A 23,143-nucleotide genomic window follows, 5' to 3' on the forward strand; every position below is an offset into this window, starting at 1 on the left:
AATCAAAAACTAATATGGTAAATCCACGCCTGAGTTGGAGGGCCCAGGCATGGAGAAAACCCGTTAAGCTCAGCCGATGGACCTGGCTGACAGACTAGTTTAAGAAGCGGTGAACTGTGCTTCTTCCGTAGATCCTTTCAGGGCAGTAGTTGAGGAAGTTCCTCCGGAAATGACCATTGATACATCATCGAAATAGCCTGTTCCGACTTCACGCTGGTGTCTTGTTGCTGTGTAGCCGTGCTGCTCGCTTGCGAACTCAGCTTGCTGAAGCTCGGAGTATGCAGCCATGCCGCGCTCTTTGTAGCCGCGAGCCAGTTCGAACATGCTGTGGTTCAGTGCATGGAAGCCTGCAAGTGTAACGAATTGGAACTTGTAGCCCATTTTGCCAAGCTCGACCTGGAACTTTGCGATGGTTTCGTCATCCAGCTTCTTTTTCCAGTTGAATGATGGTGAGCAGTTGTATGCAAGCAGCTTGCCAGGGAACTTTTCATGGATAGCTTCTGCAAAGCGGCGAGCTTCTTCTAGATCAGGCTCGGACGTTTCACACCAGACAAGGTCAGCATATGGAGCATAAGCAAGGCCGCGGGCGATTGCCTGGTCAAGGCCAGCCTTCACGCGGAAGAAACCTTCAGGCGTCCGGTCACCTGTGATGAACGGTGCATCATATGGATCGACATCGCTTGTGATCAAATCTGCTGCATTCGCATCAGTACGGGCAACTATCAGGGTTGGCGTACCCATGACATCTGCCGCAAGTCGGGCGGCAATCAGGTTACGTACAGCTGTCTGTGTCGGAAGAAGTACTTTTCCGCCAAGGTGTCCGCATTTCTTTTCAGAAGAAAGCTGGTCCTCAAAGTGTACGCCTGCTGCTCCGGCTTCAATCATGCCCTTCATTAGTTCGAACACGTTCAGCTGGCCGCCGAAGCCTGCTTCTGCATCTGCCACGATCGGTGCGAACCAGTCGATTGAATCGTCTCCCTCACCATGAGTGATCTGGTCAGCACGCTGCAAAGCTTGGTTGATGCGCTTAACTACCGCCGGAACACTATTCGCAGGGTACAAGCTCTGGTCAGGATACATATTCCCGGAAAGGTTCGCGTCCGCTGCAACCTGCCATCCACTCAGGTAGATTGCCTTCAAGCCTGCTTTTACCTGCTGGACTGCCTGATTCCCAGTTAACGCGCCAAGTGCATTGACGAAGTCTTCTTCATTTACAAGCTTCCAAAGCTTCTCAGCGCCGCGGCGTGCCAGTGTATATTCAATATCAATCGAACCGCGAAGCTTAATTACATCCTCCGCAGAATACGTTCTCTCTACTCCAGCCCATCTGTTATCCATTTCCCAGCTTTCCTGTAATTGCTTTACACGATCTTGAGTCATTTTTTGTTCCTCCTTATGGTTGTTTTATATGAAATCTATCAATCTATTAAGCTAAAGCCTGATAGCCAGGCAATGTTAAAAACTCAACAAAATCATCATTTAATATCAGCTGATCAAACAGCTCTGCTGCCTGCTCGAATTTTCCGTTTGCAAATACCGCTTCGCCGACTTCCAGCTTAATTTTTTCAAGTTCTTCTCCCTTTAGTTCATGGTACATTTCAACTGTCACTTTGCGCCCATCATCGAGAACTCCTTTTGGATGACGGATCCATTGCCACAGCGGGGCCCTGGAGATTTCTGCTGTAGCAGCGTCCTCCATGAGGTTATGGATTGGAGCTGCGCCTCTGCCATTCAGCCAGGAGGCTACATATTGGATGCCGACATTGATATTCATGCGCACGCCCGCTTCTGTTATAGTGCCTTCTGGTACAGCAAGCAGGTCAGCTCCTTTTACCTCAATATCCATTTGCTTTCCAGAATAAATCTGGTTCGGCTGCGGCATCTCTTTATTGAAAGCCTCCATGGCTACAGGTACCAGCCCTGGATGTGCGACCCATGTGCCATCATGACCGTCGCGGGCTTCGCGTTCTTTGTCGGCCTGTACCTTTGCGAATGCTTCAGCATTTGCTTCCTCATCGTTTTTAATCGGGATTTGCGCCGCCATGCCGCCCATTGCCGGTGCCTTGCGGCGGTGGCAAGTCTGGATGGTCAGCAAGGAATACGACCTCATGAATGGTACCGTCATCGTGACCTGTGAGCGGTCACGTAAAATCACATCATCTTGTGAACGCAGTTTTTTCAGATAGCTGAAAATATAATCCCATCGTCCGCAGTTCAAGCCAGCGGAGTGCTCTTTCAGTTCATATAAAATCTCATTCATTTCGAATGAAGCCAAAATCGTTTCGATCAAAACAGTTGCTTTAATCGTTCCCTGTGGAATGCCGAGGTGATTCTGTGCATAAACGAACACATCATTCCATAGGCGCGCTTCAAGGTGGCTCTCCATCTTAGGAAGGTAAAAGTATGGGCCTGTGCCCTGCTTCACCAGCATTTTCGCATTATGGAAAAAGTACATCGCGAAATCGAATAATCCGCCGGAAATCGGGTTGCCATCGAGCAATACATGTTTTTCCTCCAGGTGCCAACCTCTTGGGCGAACCATTAAAACAGCTGTTTTTTCGTTCAGTTGATACTTTTTTCCGTTGGGATTTTCAAAAGAGATTGTCCGGTTGACTGCATCTCTCAGATTGATCTGGCCTTCCACAATCGCTTCCCATGTCGGCGAAGTTGAATCTTCACAGTCTGCCATGAAAATTTTTGCTCCGGAATTAAGTGCATTGATGACCATCTTTCTGTCAGTTGGGCCTGTGATTTCTACCCGCCGGTCCTGCAGGTCTTTCGGCAGCGGCGCGATTGTCCACCCGCTTTCCCGAATATGCTTTGTTTCTGGCAGGAAATCCGGAAGCTTGCCGGAATTGATTTCTTCCTGGCGCTTTTGCCGTGCCGCCAGAAGGTCCACCCGACGTTCACCGAAGTGCCGTTCAAGCCGCTCTGCAAAATCAAGAGCCTCTGGTGTCAAAATTTCTTCGTATCCGCTTTTCATGGTGCCAACAATTTCAATCCCTGTAGTTTGTGTCGGCATTTACTGTCTTCACCCCTTTTTGTTATAGTACAGTATCAATAACTCTAATATGTATTATATAACAGACTTTTAAGATTGCAACTATTTTGCGGGATTTTTCTGAAAAATTTTTAAAATAGGTCTATAGTCCTTATCCATAAATAGGTAAACAGTGCAATTTTGCTTATGAAGCGTGCAATTATGTAGTCTTATCGTGCAATTCGTCCTCTTTTCGGTGCAATTAATAGCGGGGATAGTGCAATTCCTGGTCTTTACCGTGCAATTAATGTTTCCAACACAAAAAATCCCCCTCTCTCAACGAGAAGGGGATTCCAAATCTGTATTAGTACATCTCAGAAGTAGTCTTTGCTTGCATGTGAAGCGTTAGATAGTCAGGTCCGCCAGCTTTTGAATCTGTTCCTGACATGTTGAAGCCGCCGAATGGCTGGTAGCCGACGATTGCGCCTGTGCAGCCGCGGTTGAAGTAAAGGTTTCCGACATGGAAATCTTCGCGTGCCTTCTGGATGTTTTCACGGTTGCGCGTGATAACAGCTCCAGTCAGGCCGTATTCAGTGTTGTTTGCGATTTCAAGCGCATGGTCGAAGTCCTTCGCTTTTGCGAATGCGACAACTGGTCCGAAGATTTCTTCCTGCATGATGCGAGCCTTTGGATCGACATCAGCGAAGATGGTCGGCTTGATGAAGTAGCCTTTAGAGCTGTCTCCTTCGCCGCCAGTCATCAAACGGCCTTCTTCCTTGCCGATTTCGATGTAGCTCATGATCTTGTCGAAAGCACCCTGGTCATTAACAGGACCCATGAATGTGCTCTGATCTGTAGGATCATCAAGCTTAAGCTCATTTGTAAGTTCAACGACACGGTTAAGAACTTGATCATAAACATCTTCAACGATTACTGCACGTGAACATGCAGAGCATTTTTGTCCAGAGAAACCGAAAGCTGAAGCAGTGATCGCTTGGGCTGCTAACTCAAGATCAGCATCTTTGTCGACAACCATAGTATCTTTTCCGCCCATTTCAGCGATTACACGCTTTAGCCAGATTTGGCCTTCGCTCAATTTTGAAGCGCGCTCGTAAATGCGCAGACCCACGTCACGTGAACCTGTGAAGCTTACGAAGCGAGTGTCCTTGTGGTCAACAAGGTAGTCGCCCACTTCTGCGCCGCTTCCTGGCACGAAGTTAAGAACACCTGCAGGAAGACCTGCTTCTTCCATAACTTCGACGAACTTAGCTGCAACTACTGGAGTAGTTGAAGCTGGCTTCAATAGAACTGTGTTCCCTGTTACGATTGCTGCTACCGTTGTACCAGCCATGATTGCTAACGGGAAGTTCCATGGAGAGATGATGATACCAACTCCAAGAGGAATATAGTCATAACGGTTATATTCATTTGGACGGCTTTCTACTGGTACACCGTCTTTGATTCGCAGCATTTGGCGAGCATAGAACTCAAGGAAGTCGATTGCTTCTGCTGTATCAGCATCTGCTTCGTTCCAAGGCTTGCCTGCTTCTTTGGTTAAGAGTGCTGAGAACTCATGCTTGCGGCGGCGAATGATCGCTGCAGCTTTGAATAATACATCTGCACGTGTTTCAGGCTTTACTTTCTTCCAAGTTTTGAACGCTTCAACAGCAGCCTGCATCGCTTTTTCAGCTAAATCGCGGTTTGCCTTTGAAACGCGACCAATAACTTCTTCTTTATTGGATGGGTTATAAGATACAATCTTGTCTTCAGTTGAGATCCTCTCTCCGCCAATTACCAAATCGTAATCCTGGCCAAGATAGCCCTCTACAGTTTTCAGTCCTGTTAAGTATCCTTCACGGTTTTCATCAACTTTAAAATTCGTGAAAGGCTCGTGTTTGTATGCCTGAACCATTCTATCCCCTCCTATGTATTAAAACGTTTTCATTCCTTTCCCATTCTATCATGAGAATCTCATAGTGTTCAATGCCAACGTACTAGCAAGTATTGGATTGCGAATTTTCTTGATATTTATTATGGCAATATTGTAATTTGGGTAGATTTACGGACTTGGTCGATATATTTTGGAAAGTGGTCGATATAATCGTAAATGTGGTCGATATATCTCATTTTCCGCTGATATATTCAAAAATGCGGTCGATATAATCTGATTTCCGCCAATAAAAGGATTAACTACACTAACTCACAGCAGGGAATCCCCAAAATCTAGCGAATAATTATCTATCTTTCAAAAAAGGGGTCTATTTTACATGAAAAAACGTCATGAAGTGTTGTTCAATCAACTCGAATCCTATCGCAGCGAGATTTTAAGCGTGGTGGATGCCGTTTCTATAGAAGATGCGGAGAAAATTCCCGCTGGATTCAAAAATAATATCCGCTGGAACCTCGGACATATCTACCTTGACCAATATTTATGGATTCAGGCAGTGACAAAGGAGACAGCTGATGTTCCGGAAAACTTCAATAAGTGGTTCGGCTATGGCACCTCACCAGCCAATTTTACCGAAGAGACACCTTCCGTCACTGAGCTGAAAAAATTGCTCAGAATACAGCCTGCAATAATTAAAGAAACATATGGCGAGCGTCTTGAAGAGGAATTCCCGCAAACCGAGATGGGCATGCACACCATCGAACAGGTACTCATCCGGACGATTTTCCATGAAGGAATGCATCTTCAAACGATACTTGATCTAAAGAAATACATGTAAAAAGCAAAGAGCTGCCTCTTTGCTTTTTCCTCACCACTCTCCAGCTACCTCTGCTTCAATTTTCTTAATCAATTTATCTACATAGATTGAGGGATAATCAAGGGCTTTTATCTCAGCAAAGTAAGGAAACATGTCTTTTATATCATTCGCATAATAGCTTCCATCCCTTGGAATTGAGTGGCTGATGACTTGCAGGGAATCTTCTGTCTGATCCACCTTGAGAACCATCGGAACAGACATACCTGTGCCCTGCTCTATTTTGGAATCTTCCTTATAGTACTCCTCGATTAACGCCCAGATGTATAATTCACCTTTCTTCTCGTTAGATCCCAGTATCTCATGTGCACTAAAAATCTCACCCCCGAAGTTTGGCGACATCACTTCTTCCCGGATGTACTTTTCAATCTCCTGTTGACTTTCCGCAGTGACAGAGATTGAACCGGACGACCTCGCATAGCCCGCCAATACTAAAATAAGGAGCAGTCCTCCCACAACCCATAGCCTCACCATGTATTTCCTCCCCAAAGTGTTTCTCATTAAGACGATAATCAGAGACTGATAGATACAACTTTTTTTTCGGTAATTTTTGAAACACCTAGGTTTCACGAAACTGCAAGGCACTTTAATAACTCCACACAGCTGATGAAGAATGCAAAAAAGCAAAGAGCCAGTATGCTCTTTGCTTCGCTTTTACTCATAAATATGGACAAATGGTTCATCCTGATCCGGCTTCTTGACAATCAGCGCTTCCTGGCCGAGGACGGAGGAGACGCTGACCTGCACGGAGATATAGTTAGGGAAATGCTCCATGACGAGACCGGTTACGTACTGGGTGAACCCGATTGCTTCTGCTTTTCCGTAAAATTGGATAGGGATCTCAATGTTCAGTTCCTGCAGCTGGCCATCGACATAAAAGCCTTTGCCGATGACGCCGTTGAAGTTAGGGAAATATTCTTCGACATCCTGTTTGAAGTTCTCGAAGAATGTCAGGTCATCCCTGTGTTCCTTCTCGGCTTTGCCGGATGGGAATAGAATATACTCTTCTTTGACATCTTTCCAGCTGCCGATATCGTTGCTGCCCTGGGAAACTTCGGTATATGCGAAGAAATTCCCTGGTACAACCGAAGAACGGCTTTCCTGCTCAAACAATCCGACGGTGATCGGCACATTCTTCAACTCGTCAATGTTCCGGAGCCTGCTTACGACTTGCTTGGCGATTTTCTTCCCTTCTGCCTCCAGGACGGAACGGGGAATATTTTTCTCGAACACAGCCCCAAATGCTTCTTCACGATAATAGTGGACGGAATTCAACGCCAGGCCAATGGCAATGCCGCCAAGCTGGTACGTATCCTTTTTCCCGGATTGGACCAGATAATCATGCTCGATAATATGAGCCAGATAAATAGGATTCTTTTCGTTCCGTTTGTGGACATCTCCCTTGCCTGTGTCGATTGGGTTCAGTCCAAGATTCTTTACTGTGACCTTCTTATTGCTTTTTTCTTTTTTAGCCTTTGCCTGCAGCTCTTCTTCCTTTGCCTTTACCTGCGCCGGAGTCATTTCACGTTCCAGCCAGGCTGACACAGTGCCTCCATCAAGGTACTGGCCTTCCTTGAACACATACTTGTCGGTTGGAAAAGAATTTTGCGCAATCCGCATCAGTCCAGTTTCGAACTCTGTGATGTCGTAGCGCGTATTCAAATTATTGACGACCATGCCTCGGGCTTCCCCTGGCTCGAATGGCATGATGGTACGGTAATATTTTTCCGAGATTTTATATTTCGGGATAATCGCTTTTTCTTTTGTATCATCATCCTTTTTCTGGACGACCTCTTCCTGTTTTTGAAAATTTGGGGCGCAGGCCGTCAGCAAAAGGACAAGAGAGAGAGCGACCATTGAGAGTTTTCTCATGGCGTGTACACCTCTTATTTATTTAATTCTTCAAGCATTTTCTCCTCATTCCACACTTCAATCCCAAGGCTTTCTGCTTTTGTCAGTTTTGAACCGGCATCTTCTCCGGCAATGACCAGGTCGGTTTTCTTGCTGACGCTGCCGGCTACATTGCCGCCAAGCGCTTCGATCTTTTCTTTCGCTTCGTTTCGGCCCATTTGCTCTAGTTTTCCAGTCAATACAATCGTTTTACCGGCAAAAAATGAATCCGATTCTTCCGCGGTCACTTTTTTAGGTCCTTTGTATTCCATATTGACGCCAACAGCCTTCAGTTCGGAGATCAGTTCCTTCACTTCATCATTGTCAAAATACGTGACGATGGAGTCGGCCATTTTGTCGCCGATTTCGTTGATGGCAGTCAGTTCTTCCTTCGATGCTTCCATAAGATGATCCATCGTTCCAAATTCCTGGGCTAACGTCTTCGCAGCTTTTGCGCCAACGAGGCGGATCCCGAGTCCGAACAATAGCTTCTCCAATGAATTATCCTTTGTGGCTTCAATAGCGGACAGCAGATTATTGACGGATTTCTCGCCCATCCGTTCAAGAGCCAGCAGCTGCTCGCGTGTCAGCTTGTAAATGTCGGCAACATCCTTGATCAGCTCCTGGGCAAACAACTGGCTGACCACTCTTTCACCAAGCCCGTCGATGTTCATCGCATCACGGGAAACGAAATGGATCAAGCCTTCCCTGATTTGGGCAGGACATTTCGGATTGATGCAGCGAAGCGCGACCTCACCCTCTATCCTGACAAGCTCGCTTTCACATTCAGGGCAATGAGTTGGCATATGGAACTCGACTTCCTCACCAGTCCGCTGCTCAACAAGAACATTCACGACTTCAGGAATGATGTCGCCCGCTTTTTTGACAACGACCTTATCACCAATTTTGATATCTTTCTCACGAATCAAGTCTTCATTGTGCAAGGAAGCACGGCCAACGGTTGTACCTGCTACCTGTACAGGCTCAAGGATGGCTGTCGGTGTAACAACTCCCGTCCGGCCAACACTCAGCTCGATATCCTTCAGAGTCGTCACAACTTCTTCGGCAGGGAACTTATAAGCGATTGCCCAGCGAGGGCTTTTCGCCGTCGTGCCCAGCTCTGCCTGCTGGTCAAGTGAATCGACCTTGATGACGATGCCATCAATATCATACGGAAGGTCCGGGCGTTTTTCTACCCAACCGTTCACATACTCGATAACACCTTCGATACTGTCAACCTTGCGGCGTTCTTTATTTGTTTTAAACCCAAGCTGTTGCAGATAGTCCAGTCCCTCACTATGCGCCCGGATTCCTGTATCACCGACATTCGCAATTCCATAGAGGAAAACATCAAGATTCCTTGAAGCGGCAATCTTCGGATCAAGCTGACGCAAAGAACCTGCCGCCGCATTGCGGGGATTGGCAAATGGCTCTTCTTCCTTTTCTTCTCGCTTCCTGTTCAAAGCTTCAAATGATTTCTTCGGCATGAACGCTTCGCCTCGGACTTCCAGCGAAACCGGCTCCTTCAGGCGGATTGGCAGGGAACGGATTGTCCTCAGATTAGACGTAATATCCTCCCCTGTCGTTCCATCTCCGCGAGTCGCACCGCGCACGAGCATGCCATCCTCATAAATCAGGGCGACGGCTAGTCCATCGATCTTCAGCTCGCAAACATAGGAAACATTGTCGCCCACACCCTGGCGCACCCGACGGTCAAAATCGCGAAGATCCTGGTCGTCAAATGCATTCCCGAGGCTTAGCATCGGAATCGTATGCTGCACCTTATTGAACATCGTTAATATTTCGCCGCCGACACGCTGTGTAGGGGAATCAGGAGTCTGCAATTCAGGGAATTGCTCCTCGATTTCAATCAGTTCCCGAAGCAGCCTGTCGTATTCCGCATCCGGAACCGATGGTTGGTCAAGAACATGATATTCATAAGAATATTGATTCAGCAGGTTTTGCAAATCCTTGGCTTTTTTCTCAGCACTTTGAAAATCCATAAATCCAACCCTTTCATAACTGAAAAGCGGAAGCGCCTTGGTCAGCCCCGACAAGCGGTGGAGGGCCTGACAGTGAAGTCGTTCTTTGACTTCATTGGCAGGACCGAAGCGTCTCGAGGGGCTAGGCGCTGGAGCTAGACAGAAATTTAATTGTAAGAATGGTATAGATTAAGCCTTAGTAATCGGCGCGAACTTGGCCAGCAATCGCTTGATTCCTGTTGGGCTTGGGAAGGCTATATCCAGCTCGGTTCCTTCACCGGAGCCTTTCACGCTGACTACCGTTCCTGTTCCCCACTTGCCATGCTGCGCTTTGTCTCCAACCTTCCAGTCAATGCCTTCACCGCCGCTTGCAGCTGCGACTGGACGGGTAACAGCGCCGCGGGCTGGCATGGACGGTCTTGCAGAAGCGCCTGGTCTGCCGCCGCTGGCTGATGCTGGTCTGCCGCCGCTTGTTGGAGCAGGCCTTCTGACTTTCGGCACGGCATCTTCAATTAAATCACCAGGAATTTCTTTGATAAAACGTGATTCCGGGTTCATATTCGTGCGGCCGAAAAGCGTACGCATCTGTGCATTCGTGATGAATAACTCTTCTTCAGCACGGGTGATTCCCACGTAGGCAAGACGGCGCTCTTCCTCCATCTCATCCTCTTCCATCAAGGAGCGGCTATGCGGGAAGACTCCTTCTTCCATACCGATCAGGAAGACAACCGGGAACTCAAGTCCCTTGGCTGAGTGCAGGGTCATCAGTGTGACAAAATCGGTTTTTTGTTCGCCATCATCGTCAAGACGGTCGATATCGGCAACAAGTGCCAAATCCGTCAGGAATGCAACGAGGCTCTTATCTTCACTGCTTTCTTCAAAGCTTTTTGTTACGGTTAAAAATTCATCTATGTTTTCAAGTCTGCTCTGTGATTCCAGCGATTTTTCCGCCTTAAGCATATCGCGGTAGCCTGTCTTATCCAGGACTTCCTCCACCAGCTCAGTGACCGACAGGTATTCCTGCTGGTGTGTGTAATTGCTGACCAGGTTGCGGAACTCGGCCGCAGCTTTTTCTGCCTTCGGGCTGAGTCCGATCATTTCAATCGTCTCGAGCGCCTGGAACATCGATAGATCATGCATCGTCGCGAAGTTGGCGATTTTATCTATCGATGTTGAACCGATCGCGCGCTTCGGAACATTGATGATCCTCTGCAAGCTGATATCATCATCCGGATTCGAAATCAGGCGCAGATAGGCCAGGATGTCCTTGATTTCTTTTCTGTCATAGAACTTGATGCCGCCGACAATCGAGTAATCAATGTTCGATTTCAGGAATGATTCCTCGATCACACGCGACTGGGCGTTCGTCCGATACAGGATTGCGATATCGGACAGCTTGCGGCCCTGGCGCATAAGCTCCTGGATTTTGCCGATCACGAACTGAGCTTCGCCCTGCTCACTATCGGCACGATAATACATTATTTTGTTGCCGTCGGCATTTTCCGTCCAGAGATTTTTCGGCTTCCGGTTCATATTGTTCTGGATGACCATATTCGCTGCCAGCAAAATCTTCTTTGTTGAGCGGTAATTCTGCTCCAGCAAAATCACACTCGCTCTTGGGTAGTCCTTTTCAAAAGAAAGGATATTCGCTATGTCAGCACCGCGCCAGCGATAGATCGACTGGTCGGAGTCCCCGACGACACAAAGGTTCTGGAAGCGCTGCGCAAGCAGTTTTACCAGCATGTATTGTGCCCTGTTCGTATCCTGGTACTCATCGACGTGGATGTACTGGAACTTGCGCTGATAGTACTCAAGCACTTCAGGCACGCGGATGAACAGCGTGATTGTCGACATGATCAGGTCATCGAAATCAAGCGCGTTATTTTTGCGAAGCCTGCGCTGATACTCTTCGTACACATCGCTGACCTTCTGTGAGAAATAATCGCCGGCTGTTTTCGCATACTCTTCCGGCGTGATCAATTCGTTCTTCGCCGAGCTGATCGTTCCTAGAATCGCACGAGGGTCGAACTTTTTCGGATCCATATTTTTGTCCTTCAAGATCGACTTAATGACCGATTGCTGGTCTGTTGAGTCAAGAATCGTGAAGTTGCGGTTATAACCGAGACGGTCAATGTCTCTGCGCAAAATCCGCACACACATCGAGTGGAACGTTGAAATCCAGATATCATCTGCCGCTCCGCCCATCATTTTCTGAATCCTCTCGCGCATCTCGCGTGCCGCTTTATTCGTAAATGTGATCGCCAGGATGTTATAAGGATTTACCCCTTTTTCCACCATTAAATACGCAATCCTGTGTGTCAAAACTCTTGTTTTACCAGAGCCTGCCCCTGCCATCAGAAGCAGTGGTCCGTCGACTGTCTTGACAGCCTTCTGCTGCTCCGGATTCAGGCCGTTCAATAATTTATCCGTCAAAAATTGCACACTCTTCACCACCATACAAACATTTGTTCTTATTTTATCTTATAATATATTTCTATACAACTGGGTTATTGCTTTACTGAAGCAACTGTCTTCAATGCCTCGTCCAGGTTGCTGTAGATTACATTCCCAACAACGATGACATCGGCATGTGCAGCCATTTCCGCTGACTGCTGCGCCGTTTCAATCCCACCACCGTAAAAGAGGACGGTTTGATCGAGAACGTCTTTTGCAGCTTTTACATATTCAGGATTGCCGTACGTGCCGCTGTATTCCAAATAGAAAATTGGCAGGTTGAACATTTTTTCCGCCATCATCGCGTAGGCTTGTACATCTTCGGCTGAAAGCTCGGTCTTCGCCTCGGTCAATCTGGCTGCCTTGCAATCCGGATTGAGGATGCAATAGCCTTCCATTTTTAGCTCGTCCCAATCCATCAGATCGCCATATTCCTTGACTGCTTTATGATGCAGCCCGGTAATCCACTCCGGATTGCCGCTGTTCAGCACCGTCGGGATAAAATAAAAATCAAAACCCGGCGTAATCGAGTCGATTGTCGAAACCTCGAGAATGCACGGAACCGTATAGCGGCGGACGCGGGCCATTAAATCGAGGACGCCTTCTAGCGTGACTCCATCCGTTCCCCCAACCAGGATTGCGTCGGTTCCAGACTCGCAAATTCTTTCTAATTCTTCATCAGTGATCTCTTTATTTGGATCGAGTTTGAACACATGTCTCCACTCGCGAACATCGTACATCCCAGAATTGCCCCCATTCTATCTATCCATTCCACCATTATAGCATTTGTTGCCGGTATATAAAAAAGGAAACATAAGGTTGTTTGAGAGAAATCCGCAAGCGCTGACGCCAGGCTTTTTTCAAAGCGAAAAATAGATGAATGCTCCTAAATATGCGCAAAAAAGCGTCCCGCCTTCCGGAACGCTTTCAGCAATTTTTTACAAATCACGGTGTTCGTATTGCTCTTTGAACAATTTTGAAAAAACATAGAAACTGATTCCGCTCACAACCAATGCGAGATAAATAGGATCAAGCCCGAAGAAGCTGATGAACTCCTTTTCGCCAAGATAGACTGCGAGACTCCCAAGGAACAAGGACGCCAGGCTGCCTGCCGGGGTCGCTTTTTCCCAGACGTGCCCGAGCACATAAGGAATGAACGCGCCTCCCGCTCTCAATGTAAAAGAGAACATTAATAGCGTGATAATATCCGAAACATTCCAGATTGCTGTCAGCAAGGCGAAGCCGGAAACCACATACATCGTGTAGCGGACCATTTTTAACAGCTTACCATCCGCTGCATCCTTGTTGATATATTGATGGTAAATATCATTTGTGAAAATGGATCCAGCCGCCAATAGATTACTAGATGCGCTCGACATCGTCGCCGAAATCAGTGCGGCGAACAGGATACCGGTCACGACATCCGGCAGCACCTCCATCGCCAACACTGGCAATGCGTACTGCGCACCTCTTTCCATCAGCATCGCCCCGTCAATCTGGCCGTTCTCGACCATTCCGTACATGAATAGACCGATCATCGCAGGGATGAATGCGAACAGCACGTAGACGAAAGAAGTAATATAGGAAGCTTGCTTCGCTGCCTTGCCGTCCTTGGCGGAATAATAGCGCTGGACCGCCTCCTGGCCAACCGTGAAGGAAGCGATATACATAACGACCAGTGCAAGAATCGTCCCCCAGCCAGCACCATCCACGAGACTCCACTTCGCATCCGGTATATTGGCCGTCACTTGCTCGAAACCACCGCCTGCCTGAAGCGTGAATGGAATGATCAGCCCCATCCCGACGATGATGAAGATCCACTGGACCACATCGGTGTAAACAACACTGTACATGCCGCCCATCACACTATATAACGTAACAACAACGGTGACGATGATGACAGAAACAGTGTAGCTCCAGCCGGTCATGACTGACAGGATCGTCGCCGATGCGATGAACTGAACCGCCGTCAGACCGACCATCGGCAGCAGCATGATAATGGATGTTACCAGTGAATTCGCTTTCCCGTACCGCCTGCGAAAGTATTCAGGTACCGTTTTTACAGCAGCTTCCCGCAGCATAGGCGCGAGGAACGCCAGCACGACGAAGGCAATCGCCATTGTGATGACATACCAGACTGCCGACAGCCCCCAATCTCCATACGCTTTTTCAACCACCCCGAGTGACGACCCGCCGCCAACCTCAGTCGCTGCAAGGCTTCCCGCCAGCAGCCACGGACCCATCTTACGGCCCGCAACCAAAAAGTCCTCATTATCATTGATTTTTTTCGAAGATATGTACCCAATCATGATCATAATACCTAAATAAATAATCACAATCGCAATGACCGTCAAGCTTGCCCCCATCAACTCACTCCAAAGTTTATATTTTACCTACCCCCTACCCTTTTAAAATAGCGGGTAACCTGGTTTTTTGGCGATTATAGATATTTATTGGGAATTTCACCCTGTTTTTTGGCGATTTTTCATTTTTTTGGCGAAAATACCTGCTTTTTTGGCGATAATCAGATTTTATTGGCGAACTGGAAAATAACCTGGTTTTTTCCCATTTTATTTAGCGACAATTTCTTTTATATAGCGAAAAATCCATTTTTATAGCGACTTTCTGATTTTTATAGCGAAAAGTTCATTTATATAGCGACTTTTTCATTTTTATAGCGAATTGGGAATTATCCGTAGTTTTTACCAATTTACCGGCCAGCCCAAAAAAAAGAACAGAACCAGATCTGGTTCCGTCCCATGTCATAAACTAATTCGCTTTTTCAGCATTTTCCTGTTCTTTCAATCTTTCGAGCGCCATTTCGTAGGCGTCGTTTCCATAGTTCAGGCAGCGCTTGACACGGGAAATCGTTGCCGTGCTTGCGCCTGTTTCTGTTTCGATTTTATGGTAGGTCTTGCCTTCGCGAAGCATGCGGGCTACTTCAAGACGCTGTGCGAGTGACTGGATTTCATTCACCGTTGCCAGGTCATCGAAGAATCGGTACGCTTCATCAAGGTCCTTCAGCGATAAAATCGCCTTGAACAATTGGTCTAGTTCCTTGCCTCTTAATTTATCAATTTGCATATATTCTACCCCTTAATTCACTCAGAATTTTATTGTTGAGAGTCGAATGAGACATCGCTGATTGATGGGACAATGTTGATCCATGTTTTCCCGGGAACGAAACCAGCTTTTGCTCCATCCTTATAAGGGACGATCCTGCCAGCCTCATTTTTCCATTGTATCTCATTCACTTTGCCTTTTTGGAACAAATATCCCTTGCCGCCGGAATTCATGTCGATTACCCTGCGCCCGGCATCATCAACGATCTTGTGGTTCATTTGCACGACAAGGATGTTGTCGAGCAGAACAGATTCCTTCGATTCAAGATCCACTGTTTCTTCGCTTCCATTGAAACGGTGGTATTTCTGCTTGTCAGCATCATACTCGTAAATTACATCGAACGACGGCGAACCATAGGATACCATGAAATCTTCCGCCGAAGTTCCCTCCAGCTGATCGGCTTCCTCACCGCTCAAGAATACAGCAGGTTCAGGAGCTTTGTCCATTCCGTAGCCTTTCATTTCCGCACCCTTCACGATATTCTTATAAGTGATATACGAATTATGAGGTGCCTTACGGAAATCAGCACGCTTGAACAATGTTCCGTCATATTGCATTCCGTTGATGTTATCAATTTCGCCGTGTTCAAGCATTTCCTTTGCTTCAGGACTATATCCATGGGCGACGAAGAAGCTGTTAAACCCGGATGCCAGCCCGATGAAGTATTCACGCGCACTGCGGACCGGTCCAATCTTTTCAGGCTTCTCGCTCTGGAAAATCGCCACGAATCTTGTTACGTCGCCTTCAGCCAGAACTTCGTGAACAACGTCTGCTTTATTAAGCCCAGATTGCGGTCTTGCTTTCGGGTGGTTATTGACAACCACTGCTACTGCCCTATCTGAGGATTCTTCTTTGGTGCCCACTCCAGTAAGCGGAAATTTGAACTGAAACTCTTCTGCTTCCTTGCCAACAGTTTCCACTTCTTTTTCTTTATGTTCTTTAACTGTTTCTTTTTTCTCTGTCTCTTTACTGCTGCACCCGCCTGCAAGCACGATTGCTGCAACCAGCACAGCGATCCATGTTTTTCTCATTTTCGCCACCCCTTGAACCCAGTTCATTCATGGCTGTCTATCTCTAGATGCACTTTTATATTTTAACGCATTATCGTTGGAAAGAGTACCGTTTTTTTCATCACGTCATAGATGCCCTGCTGGGTGATGCGGATGTATGGCAAGTGCGTTGATGAGAAGAATAGCAGGGAATAGATCGGATCAGCAAATTTGTAGCCCTTATCCTTCAGATATTCCAGCAAATGCTTTTCCTCCGCCATCAGCTCCGTCACAGGATGGCTCGACATGATCCCCTGAAGTCTCAGCGGGATTTCCCTGACAGGAACCCCATTTTCACAGGCAACAATTCCGCCTCCAAGCTCTTTCATCCTGTTAAAAGCAGCCATCATATCCTGTTTATCTTTACCGATTAAAATGATGTCACCGGTATTTGAGAACGAGCTCGCAAGCCCCTGCAAACCGGTGGCGAAGCCCTTTAGGACTGTATTGATGCGCCAGTTCCCATGGCGGTCGATCAGAGTGAAAAAACATTCATCATGTTTTGAGGACAATTGATCTTCAGACACATCGATCGAGATGGAATAAGGTTTCGTGATCACCGAATTCTCCATCTTGATTCCAAATGGCATTGAAAACTGCAGATCGTCCATCGTTAAATCCCAGTCCATTTCTAGCGGAGCGAAACCCATCTCGGGCCAATTCAATTCTTTCGCTGCATCAATTGCCTCACCGTCGCGCTTCACCCACTGGCCCTTCGCCAGCACCGAAACAGGTGTCGGATTCAGTTCATCGCTCAGGATATTGATATTCGCGATTCGTCCGGTGGCGATGTTCCCGTGCAGATGCTCGAAATTATAATAACGCGCCACATTGATTGTCGCCATATTGTAGGCATCAATAACCGGTACGCCATGATCGATGGCAATCCGGATCAATTCATCGATGACACCATTTTCGTAAAACGCCGTCGATGCCCCGTCCGTTGTCATCATAAACCGGTCATACACTGCGATGTCCAGCTCATGGATTTCATCAAGCAGCTTCGGTAAATCAGGACGGATTGAGGAATGCCGCAGCGAAACCATATATCCCTGCATCAACCTCCTTCTGACTTCCTCGCCTGTCATCGCCTCATGGTCGCAATCCGCGCCGAACAGCATCATTTTTGCCAGCGTTTTCTCTGATGCACCCGGGAAATGCCCTTCGATTTTCTTGTGCATCCGCTTCGTTTCCTGCATCCAGTGAAGGATCATGTCATCGCCATTCATCAGCTTCGGCCAGCAAGTCAACTCGCCGCCCTGGACAACATTCTCATGCTCAAGCCATGACCTGACATTGCTGTTGGAGAATACCTCCTCCTCATGCTGGATTTCTGTCTGAGCGTCAAAACGGCTCCACCAGTACATGGTGACCGGGTTGTCATTCAGTTCATTTATAAAGGAAAACGCTTTCTTTTTACCCAATTGTAAAGCAAGCACCATATTATCATTGATCAGTGTGGTCGTCCCCGTCTGTGATGCATAGGCAGCGAAAGAATGGGGATTATAAAGTTGAAATGGGTGGGCGTGAGGTTCAATATAACCTGGCACCAGTTTCATTCCAGCGCAATCCACTATTTCGCACCGCTTCGTGTTTTCCGGCAGGTTTTCACCAACATACACAATCCTGTCATTGTAAATCCATATGTTCGCAGTCATCCACTTGCGGAATGTCTGGTTCAAATACGTTGCATTTTTCAATAAGATCGTCGGTGAAAGGGTGCCGTCCAAAACAGCAGCATGGTTGCGCAATTGTTTGTTTTTCCATCGGTAACGTTGTTCCATACCATGTTCCCCTTTTCTATATGTTAAAAAATCAAAAAGAAAGCCCTTACATTATTGTACTATCGTAACATATTTCACTGTTTAACGCATTAAAGAATTTCAAAATTATTGTAAATAGCTGTATAAAGGAGCGATGGAAAATGAAGGTGCGTCCGAATATCGGTATCATCAATGCACTTGTGAGAATTACGGCGGGGTTGACGATCCTGGCATGGTCGACTTCCAAAATGGTGAAGCGTCCTTGGAAGGATTCCTACCTTTTCATTGCGATGCTTGGCGCGATGAAAGTCGGGGAAGGAATCGTCCGCTACTGTCCGCTCACTGCTGCCTATGAAAAAGGCCAGGACATGATGGAGCAAAAGAATTCTGAGGATGAGGACTCTGAGGGATGGATCCAGTATAACCCTAGTTGATTGTTGTATGGTTCAAAGCAATAAAATAAAGCCCCCAGACCCGGGGGCTTCCAAAAAGGAGATGATTCAATGTTTTGGGAATATATCATGGACGTCAGCTTCGTCTGGATTGCACTGATCGGAAGCATCATTGCCCTGCTTCTTGTCTATATGAAGGGTTCTAGCAAGAGACGTGCCCGATAGCTCTGCTGCCGATATCCTTGCGATAAAAGGTTTCCGGGCAGTCCAGCTTTTCGAGCTCAGCATATACTTTTTGCTGCGCTTCCTTTAGCGAGTCCGCTTTTGCACCGACAAGCAGCACCCTGCCGCCGTTTGTCACGAACTTACCCTGGACGTTTTTCGCCGTGCCTGCATGGAAAACATCTGACATGCTCTCAATGCCTTTGAGTTCAGCCCCTTTTCCATACTCCTCCGGATAGCCATTGGCCGCGACCACTACGCCGACCATCGCTTCCTTATGCCATTCAATTTCAGGTTTGCACCCTTCAAGCAGTTCGAGGATCACCTCGACCAAATCCGATTTCATCCTCGGCAGGATCACCTGTGTTTCCGGGTCGCCGAATCTTGCATTGAATTCAATCACTTTTGGACCTTCTGCCGTCTCTATCAGCCCGGCATACAGAATACCTGTAAAGCTCCGGCCTTCCATTTCCATTGCGATTGCTGCAGGAATGAGGATTTTCTGCACTGCTTCTTCGATCGAATCCTTTTTGATATGCGGCACCGGGGAGTACGCTCCCATCCCGCCGGTGTTAGGCCCCTTGTCGCCATCGAATGCACGCTTATGGTCCTGGGCGATTTCAAGCGGGATCACAGTTTCTCCGTTCACGAACGCCATCAGCGAAAACTCTTCCCCAGGTAAAAATTGCTCCATGACCACGCTTGCGGAGGCTTCGCCAAATTTGCCGTCTAGCAACATTTCCTGCAGCGCCTGTTCCGCTTGCTGCATCGTCATCGCGACAACGACGCCTTTTCCCGCTGCCAGTCCGTCCGCTTTGATGACAATCGGAGCTCCTACCTTCGCAAGATAATCCCTTGCCTCGGCATAGTCCGTGAATGTCTCGTAAGCAGCAGTAGGAATGCCGTACTTTTTCATCAAGTCCTTTGCAAACGATTTGCTGCCCTCGATGATCGCTGCTGCTTTTCGGGGACCAAAAACTTTGAGTCCCTCTTCAATGAAAATATCAGCCAGCCCTTCCAGCAAGGGAACCTCCGGACCGATGATTGTCAGCCCGATTTGCTGCTCCTTCGCAAATGAAACAAGACCCTCTGTATCCATTTCATTTATCGAGACCAATTTCGCGCAATCCTCCATACCCGGATTGCCCGGGGCCACTAAAACCTCTGTAACCAGCGGACTCTCACTGACCTTCTTGCAAATCGCATGCTCCCGGCCGCCTTTGCCAACCACCAGAACCTTCATAACACGCACCCCCGTTAATTTCAGAACTGCTTTTTTCTGACCTGCATCCTGTCAATTCACACAAAATTAATGCCTGAAATGTCTTACTCCGGTAAATACCATCGCAATACCGTATTCATCCGCCTTTTTAATTGAATCCTCGTCACGGACTGATCCACCCGGCTGAATGATGGCGGTGATCCCTGCTTTTGCCGCCGCTTCGACAGTGTCATCCATCGGGAAGAACGCATCAGATGCAAGCGCCGCTCCCTCCGCTTTTGAACCAGCCTGTTCAAGGGCGATTTTCGCAGCTCCGACACGGTTCATCTGCCCGGCACCGATCCCCAGTGTCATATCCTTATCGGTTACGACTATTGCGTTGGATTTAACATGCTTAACAACCTTCCAGCCCAGTTTCAGCGCTTCCCACTCAGCATCCGTCGGTTCGCGTTTCGTCGGCACAGAAATTTCAGCGTCTTCGAATCCAAATGCATCCTGCTCCTGGACAAGCAAGCCGCCCTCGATCGAGGAAAGGGTATTTTCCCTGGCTTCATTCCCATCAAATCCAACCTTCAACAAGCGCAGATTCTTCTTAGCTGTTAAAATCTCAAGAGCTTCGTCGCTAAAAGAAGGCGCAATGATGATTTCCAGGAAGATTTCATACAGCTTGCGTGCCGTCTCTCCATCGACCTCGCGATTCAGCGCGATGATGCCTCCAAAGATTGAGACAGGATCCGCTTCAAACGCTTTTCCAAAAGCATCAAAAACATCTTTTCCAGTGCCGACACCACATGGGTTCATATGCTTGACGGCAACCGCAGCAGGCTCAGAGAATTCTTTTACAATCTGCAAAGCCGCATTGGCATCATTGATATTATTGTAAGACAGCTCTTTCCCATGAAGCTGTGCAGCAGCCGCAACCGAAAATGCTGAACCAAGCGGCTTCTGATAAAAAGCAGCTTTCTGATGTGGGTTCTCGCCATATCGAAGGCTTTGCTTCAACTCGTAAGTAACCGTCATTTTTTCCGGCTGTTCCACGCCTGCGAGATTCGTCATGTATTCTGCAATCAGCGCATCGTAGGCTGCCGTATGGCGGAACACCTTCGCTGCAAGGGTGCGGCGGGTTTCCAGAGTGGTTTCATTGTTATTTTTGTATTCTTCGATCACCTGCTGGTAGTCGGCAGGATCGACGAGCACGGTTATGTATTGATGGTTTTTCGCTGAGGCGCGCAGCATAGCCGGACCGCCAATATCGATATTCTCGATCGCATCTTCCGGTGTCACGTCTGGCTTTGAAATGGTTTCTTTGAAAGGATACAAGTTGACGCAGACAAGTTCGATTTTTCCAATTTCATTCTCAGACAGCTGAGCCTGATGGGAGGGATCATCATACTTTGCCAGCAATCCGCCATGTATTTTTGGATGGAGCGTCTTGACGCGCCCTTCAAGGATTTCAGGGAATCCGGTTACGTCGCTGATGCCGATGACAGGAACTCCGCCTTCTTTCAAGGCATTCTTCGTACCGCCGGTCGAGATGATTTCAAATCCAAGCTCAACAAGCTCCTTTGCTAATTCAACAATTCCTTCTTTATTCGAAACACTGATCAGTGCACGCTTTTTTCCCATTGTACTGCCTCCTCTTTTCCGTTCAGCAGCTCCTCCAGAACTTCTGGATATAAGCTGTGTTCGATCCGCTGTATTTTCTTCTGGAGTGACTCGTGTGTCTCACCAGCGATGATGTTCACTGCCGCACTTGCAATGACCGGGCCTGTATCCATCCCTTCATCAACATAGTGAATCGTCACTCCCGTTGTCTTGACTCCCGCTGCCAGCGCCTGGCCGATTGCATCCTTTCCGGGAAAGGCAGGCAGCAGCGACGGGTGGATATTGATGATTTTTCCTTCGTACGCATTCAGCAATGTCGGCCCAATCAGGCGCATATAGCCTGCAAGAACGATCAGGTCTACCTCCAGGCTGGTTAGTTTTTGTAAAATTTCTTCCTCATATGCTTCCTTGAATGGATAACTCTTCGGGCTGATGACCAGGGCAGGAATCCCCAGCATTTCAGCACGGTCAACTGCAAACGCACCCGGCTTGTCGCATACAAGCAGGCTGATTTCAGCATTCAGGCTTCCAGACTGGGCAGCAACCGCAATCGCCTGGAAATTGCTCCCGCTTCCAGATGCAAACACCGCGATTTTCTTCATACTGCTTCACCAGCCGTTTTTATCTGGATTCCTTCAGAAACAGTGACTGTCCCAATCACCGAAGCACGCTCACCATTTTCGTTGAAAAACTCAACAAGTTTTGGTGCGATTTTCGGATCAACAGCCACTACCATGCCAATACCCATATTAAAAGTATTATACATGTCCTGGCGGTCGAGTTGGGCTAATGATTCCAGTGTCAGGAACACCTGAGGTATTTCCCAGCTGCCTTCTTCTATCTGAGCGCCAAGTCCTTCCGGCAGCATCCTCGGGATGTTTTCAATAAAGCCGCCTCCTGTGACGTGGGCAAGCCCTTTAAGTTCGAATTGCTTCATAGCGGCAAGTACTGATTTTACATAAATGCGGGTCGGCTTCAGCAGCTCTTCACCAAGTGTACAGCCGAACTCCTCCACATGTCGGTCAAGCTTCCAGCCGGCCTGCTCAAGAAACACTTTGCGAACAAGCGAGTATCCATTGCTGTGAATCCCGCTTGAAGCCAGCCCGATCAGCACGTCGCCTTCCTTGATTTGCTGGCCTGTAATGATATCAGCTTTTTCACAGGCCCCCACCGAAAAACCAGCCAAATCGTATTCTTCCGGAGAGTACATTCCCGGCATTTCCGCAGTTTCCCCGCCTACGAGGGCGCAGCCTGCCTGCTCGCAGCCATCGGCAATTCCTTTGACAATCGCTTCGATTTTCTCAGGCTGGGCTTTGCCGCAAGCAATGTAATCAAGGAAGTAGAGTGGTTCTGCTCCCTGGACAACGATGTCGTTCACGCACATCGCGACCGCATCAAGGCCAATTGTATCATGGCGGTCCATCATGAAAGCCAGCATCAGCTTCGTGCCGACACCATCCGTACCTGAAACGAGTACCGGTTCTTTCAGTCCGAGACTGGAAAGGTCGAACATCCCCCCGAATCCGCCCAGCGCCCCGAACACACCCGGCCTGACCGTCCGATTCACATGCTTTTTGATCCGTTCGACCGCTTCATACCCGGCCTCTATATCCACACCTGCCTGCTTATACGCATTTGCCATGTTCACTACCTCCGATTTGGCTGTTTTTCTAGTATTCAACTTCTACATTTCTTCTCA

General features: G+C 47.8%; 19 protein-coding genes. 3 read left to right on the top strand and 16 right to left on the bottom strand.

The features are described 5' to 3' along the window. Window positions 1–99: 99 nt before the first annotated feature. The 3 genes from aceA to pruA form a co-directional block, all read right to left on the bottom strand. Window positions 100–1,380, bottom strand: a complete 1,281-nt coding sequence (gene aceA, locus M3593_RS19870; protein WP_144480410.1) for an isocitrate lyase — start codon at window positions 1,378–1,380, stop codon at window positions 100–102. A gap of 46 nt (window positions 1,381–1,426) precedes the next feature. Further along, window positions 1,427–3,022 carry a malate synthase A gene (gene aceB, locus M3593_RS19875; RefSeq protein WP_251544507.1) on the bottom strand — a complete coding sequence of 532 codons (1,596 nt, stop codon included), beginning with the start codon at window positions 3,020–3,022 and terminating at the stop codon, window positions 1,427–1,429. Window positions 3,023–3,344: 322 nt separating this feature from the next. After that, the gene (gene pruA / locus M3593_RS19880; RefSeq protein ID WP_144480414.1) at window positions 3,345–4,892 is read right to left on the bottom strand and encodes an L-glutamate gamma-semialdehyde dehydrogenase; all 1,548 of its coding nucleotides are present in this window, start codon (window positions 4,890–4,892) and stop codon (window positions 3,345–3,347) included. A 355-nt stretch (window positions 4,893–5,247) separates the two neighbouring features. Between pruA and M3593_RS19885 the strand changes: the two genes are divergently transcribed. After that, window positions 5,248–5,706, top strand: a complete 459-nt coding sequence (locus M3593_RS19885) for a DinB family protein (RefSeq protein ID WP_251544506.1) — start codon at window positions 5,248–5,250, stop codon at window positions 5,704–5,706. A gap of 30 nt (window positions 5,707–5,736) precedes the next feature. On the opposite strand, the gene M3593_RS19890 is transcribed toward M3593_RS19885, so the two are convergent. The 9 genes from M3593_RS19890 to M3593_RS19930 all read right to left on the bottom strand — a co-directional run bounded on the left by M3593_RS19890 (window position 5,737) and on the right by M3593_RS19930 (window position 18,024). Continuing rightward, window positions 5,737–6,216, bottom strand: a complete 480-nt coding sequence (locus M3593_RS19890) for a hypothetical protein (protein WP_251544505.1) — start codon at window positions 6,214–6,216, stop codon at window positions 5,737–5,739. 180 nt (window positions 6,217–6,396) lie between these two features. Next, the gene (locus M3593_RS19895) at window positions 6,397–7,614 is read right to left on the bottom strand and encodes a CamS family sex pheromone protein (protein WP_144480423.1); all 1,218 of its coding nucleotides are present in this window, start codon (window positions 7,612–7,614) and stop codon (window positions 6,397–6,399) included. A 14-nt stretch (window positions 7,615–7,628) separates the two neighbouring features. Further along, on the bottom strand, window positions 7,629–9,635 hold the full coding sequence (gene ligA / locus M3593_RS19900) for an NAD-dependent DNA ligase LigA (RefSeq protein ID WP_144480425.1): 2,007 nt from the start codon (window positions 9,633–9,635) through the stop codon (window positions 7,629–7,631). A 168-nt stretch (window positions 9,636–9,803) separates the two neighbouring features. Continuing rightward, a complete protein-coding gene (gene pcrA, locus M3593_RS19905) occupies window positions 9,804–12,056 on the bottom strand; it encodes a DNA helicase PcrA (RefSeq protein WP_251544504.1) in 2,253 nt (750 codons plus the stop codon). Between the two features lie 65 nt (window positions 12,057–12,121). Then, a complete protein-coding gene (gene pcrB / locus M3593_RS19910; protein WP_251544503.1) occupies window positions 12,122–12,808 on the bottom strand; it encodes a heptaprenylglyceryl phosphate synthase in 687 nt (228 codons plus the stop codon). A gap of 198 nt (window positions 12,809–13,006) precedes the next feature. After that, window positions 13,007–14,434 (bottom strand): sodium:solute symporter family protein, encoded by a 1,428-nt coding sequence (locus M3593_RS19915; protein ID WP_251544502.1) that lies wholly within the window; start codon window positions 14,432–14,434, stop codon window positions 13,007–13,009. 403 nt (window positions 14,435–14,837) lie between these two features. Continuing rightward, window positions 14,838–15,152: a YerC/YecD family TrpR-related protein gene (locus M3593_RS19920; protein ID WP_144480433.1), complete on the bottom strand. Its 315-nt coding sequence runs from the start codon at window positions 15,150–15,152 to the stop codon at window positions 14,838–14,840. A 29-nt stretch (window positions 15,153–15,181) separates the two neighbouring features. Further along, on the bottom strand, window positions 15,182–16,222 hold the full coding sequence (locus M3593_RS19925; protein WP_251544501.1) for a DUF3048 domain-containing protein: 1,041 nt from the start codon (window positions 16,220–16,222) through the stop codon (window positions 15,182–15,184). A gap of 62 nt (window positions 16,223–16,284) precedes the next feature. Next, entirely contained in the window at window positions 16,285–18,024 is a 1,740-nt protein-coding gene (locus M3593_RS19930; protein ID WP_251544500.1) for an adenine deaminase C-terminal domain-containing protein, read from the bottom strand. Between the two features lie 140 nt (window positions 18,025–18,164). On the opposite strand from M3593_RS19930, the gene M3593_RS19935 reads away from it, so the two are divergent. After that, window positions 18,165–18,437 carry a YgaP family membrane protein gene (locus M3593_RS19935; protein ID WP_251544499.1) on the top strand — a complete coding sequence of 91 codons (273 nt, stop codon included), beginning with the start codon at window positions 18,165–18,167 and terminating at the stop codon, window positions 18,435–18,437. 69 nt (window positions 18,438–18,506) lie between these two features. Further along, window positions 18,507–18,620: an EYxxD motif small membrane protein gene (locus M3593_RS24315; protein ID WP_324782409.1), complete on the top strand. Its 114-nt coding sequence runs from the start codon at window positions 18,507–18,509 to the stop codon at window positions 18,618–18,620. Here the strand turns inward: M3593_RS24315 and purD are convergent. The 4 genes from purD to purM form a co-directional block, all read right to left on the bottom strand. Beyond that, window positions 18,598–19,860 carry a phosphoribosylamine--glycine ligase gene (gene purD, locus M3593_RS19940; protein WP_251544498.1) on the bottom strand — a complete coding sequence of 421 codons (1,263 nt, stop codon included), beginning with the start codon at window positions 19,858–19,860 and terminating at the stop codon, window positions 18,598–18,600. The two genes, M3593_RS24315 and purD, sit on opposite strands and share 23 nt — an antisense overlap. 66 nt (window positions 19,861–19,926) lie before the next feature. Next, a complete protein-coding gene (purH, locus tag M3593_RS19945; RefSeq protein WP_251544497.1) occupies window positions 19,927–21,465 on the bottom strand; it encodes a bifunctional phosphoribosylaminoimidazolecarboxamide formyltransferase/IMP cyclohydrolase in 1,539 nt (512 codons plus the stop codon). After that, a complete protein-coding gene (gene purN / locus M3593_RS19950; protein ID WP_251544496.1) occupies window positions 21,444–22,046 on the bottom strand; it encodes a phosphoribosylglycinamide formyltransferase in 603 nt (200 codons plus the stop codon). The genes purH and purN overlap by 22 nt, the downstream gene beginning before the upstream one ends. Beyond that, entirely contained in the window at window positions 22,043–23,086 is a 1,044-nt protein-coding gene (gene purM, locus M3593_RS19955) for a phosphoribosylformylglycinamidine cyclo-ligase (RefSeq protein WP_251544495.1), read from the bottom strand. The genes purN and purM overlap by 4 nt, the downstream gene beginning before the upstream one ends. Window positions 23,087–23,143 lie beyond the last annotated feature (57 nt).

The sequence above is a fragment of the Mesobacillus sp. MER 48 genome, assembly GCF_023714225.1.
Classification (GTDB): Bacteria; Bacillota; Bacilli; order Bacillales; family Cytobacillaceae; genus Mesobacillus; species Mesobacillus oceanisediminis_A.

Excerpts from the sequence above, each read along its gene's own strand:
- aceB (WP_251544507.1), bottom strand. The coding sequence starts at position 3,022 with ATGCCGACACAAACTACAGGGATTGAAATTGTTGGCACCATGAAAAGC.
- pruA (WP_144480414.1), bottom strand. The coding sequence starts at position 4,892 with ATGGTTCAGGCATACAAACACGAGCCTTTCACGAATTTTAAAGTTGAT.
- M3593_RS19895 (WP_144480423.1), bottom strand. The coding sequence starts at position 7,614 with ATGAGAAAACTCTCAATGGTCGCTCTCTCTCTTGTCCTTTTGCTGACG.
- ligA (WP_144480425.1), bottom strand. The coding sequence starts at position 9,635 with ATGGATTTTCAAAGTGCTGAGAAAAAAGCCAAGGATTTGCAAAACCTG.
- pcrB (WP_251544503.1), bottom strand. The coding sequence starts at position 12,808 with ATGTACGATGTTCGCGAGTGGAGACATGTGTTCAAACTCGATCCAAAT.
- M3593_RS19930 (WP_251544500.1), bottom strand. The coding sequence starts at position 18,024 with ATGGAACAACGTTACCGATGGAAAAACAAACAATTGCGCAACCATGCT.
- M3593_RS24315 (WP_324782409.1), top strand. The coding sequence starts at position 18,507 with ATGTTTTGGGAATATATCATGGACGTCAGCTTCGTCTGGATTGCACTG.
- purM (WP_251544495.1), bottom strand. The coding sequence starts at position 23,086 with ATGGCAAATGCGTATAAGCAGGCAGGTGTGGATATAGAGGCCGGGTAT.
- M3593_RS19920 (WP_144480433.1), bottom strand. The coding sequence starts at position 15,152 with ATGCAAATTGATAAATTAAGAGGCAAGGAACTAGACCAATTGTTCAAG.
- purN (WP_251544496.1), bottom strand. The coding sequence starts at position 22,046 with ATGAAGAAAATCGCGGTGTTTGCATCTGGAAGCGGGAGCAATTTCCAG.
- M3593_RS19915 (WP_251544502.1), bottom strand. The coding sequence starts at position 14,434 with ATGGGGGCAAGCTTGACGGTCATTGCGATTGTGATTATTTATTTAGGT.
- M3593_RS19925 (WP_251544501.1), bottom strand. The coding sequence starts at position 16,222 with ATGAGAAAAACATGGATCGCTGTGCTGGTTGCAGCAATCGTGCTTGCA.
- purH (WP_251544497.1), bottom strand. The coding sequence starts at position 21,465 with ATGGGAAAAAAGCGTGCACTGATCAGTGTTTCGAATAAAGAAGGAATT.
- purD (WP_251544498.1), bottom strand. The coding sequence starts at position 19,860 with ATGAAGGTTCTGGTGGTTGGCAAAGGCGGCCGGGAGCATGCGATTTGC.
- M3593_RS19885 (WP_251544506.1), top strand. The coding sequence starts at position 5,248 with ATGAAAAAACGTCATGAAGTGTTGTTCAATCAACTCGAATCCTATCGC.
- aceA (WP_144480410.1), bottom strand. The coding sequence starts at position 1,380 with ATGACTCAAGATCGTGTAAAGCAATTACAGGAAAGCTGGGAAATGGAT.
- M3593_RS19890 (WP_251544505.1), bottom strand. The coding sequence starts at position 6,216 with ATGGTGAGGCTATGGGTTGTGGGAGGACTGCTCCTTATTTTAGTATTG.
- M3593_RS19935 (WP_251544499.1), top strand. The coding sequence starts at position 18,165 with ATGAAGGTGCGTCCGAATATCGGTATCATCAATGCACTTGTGAGAATT.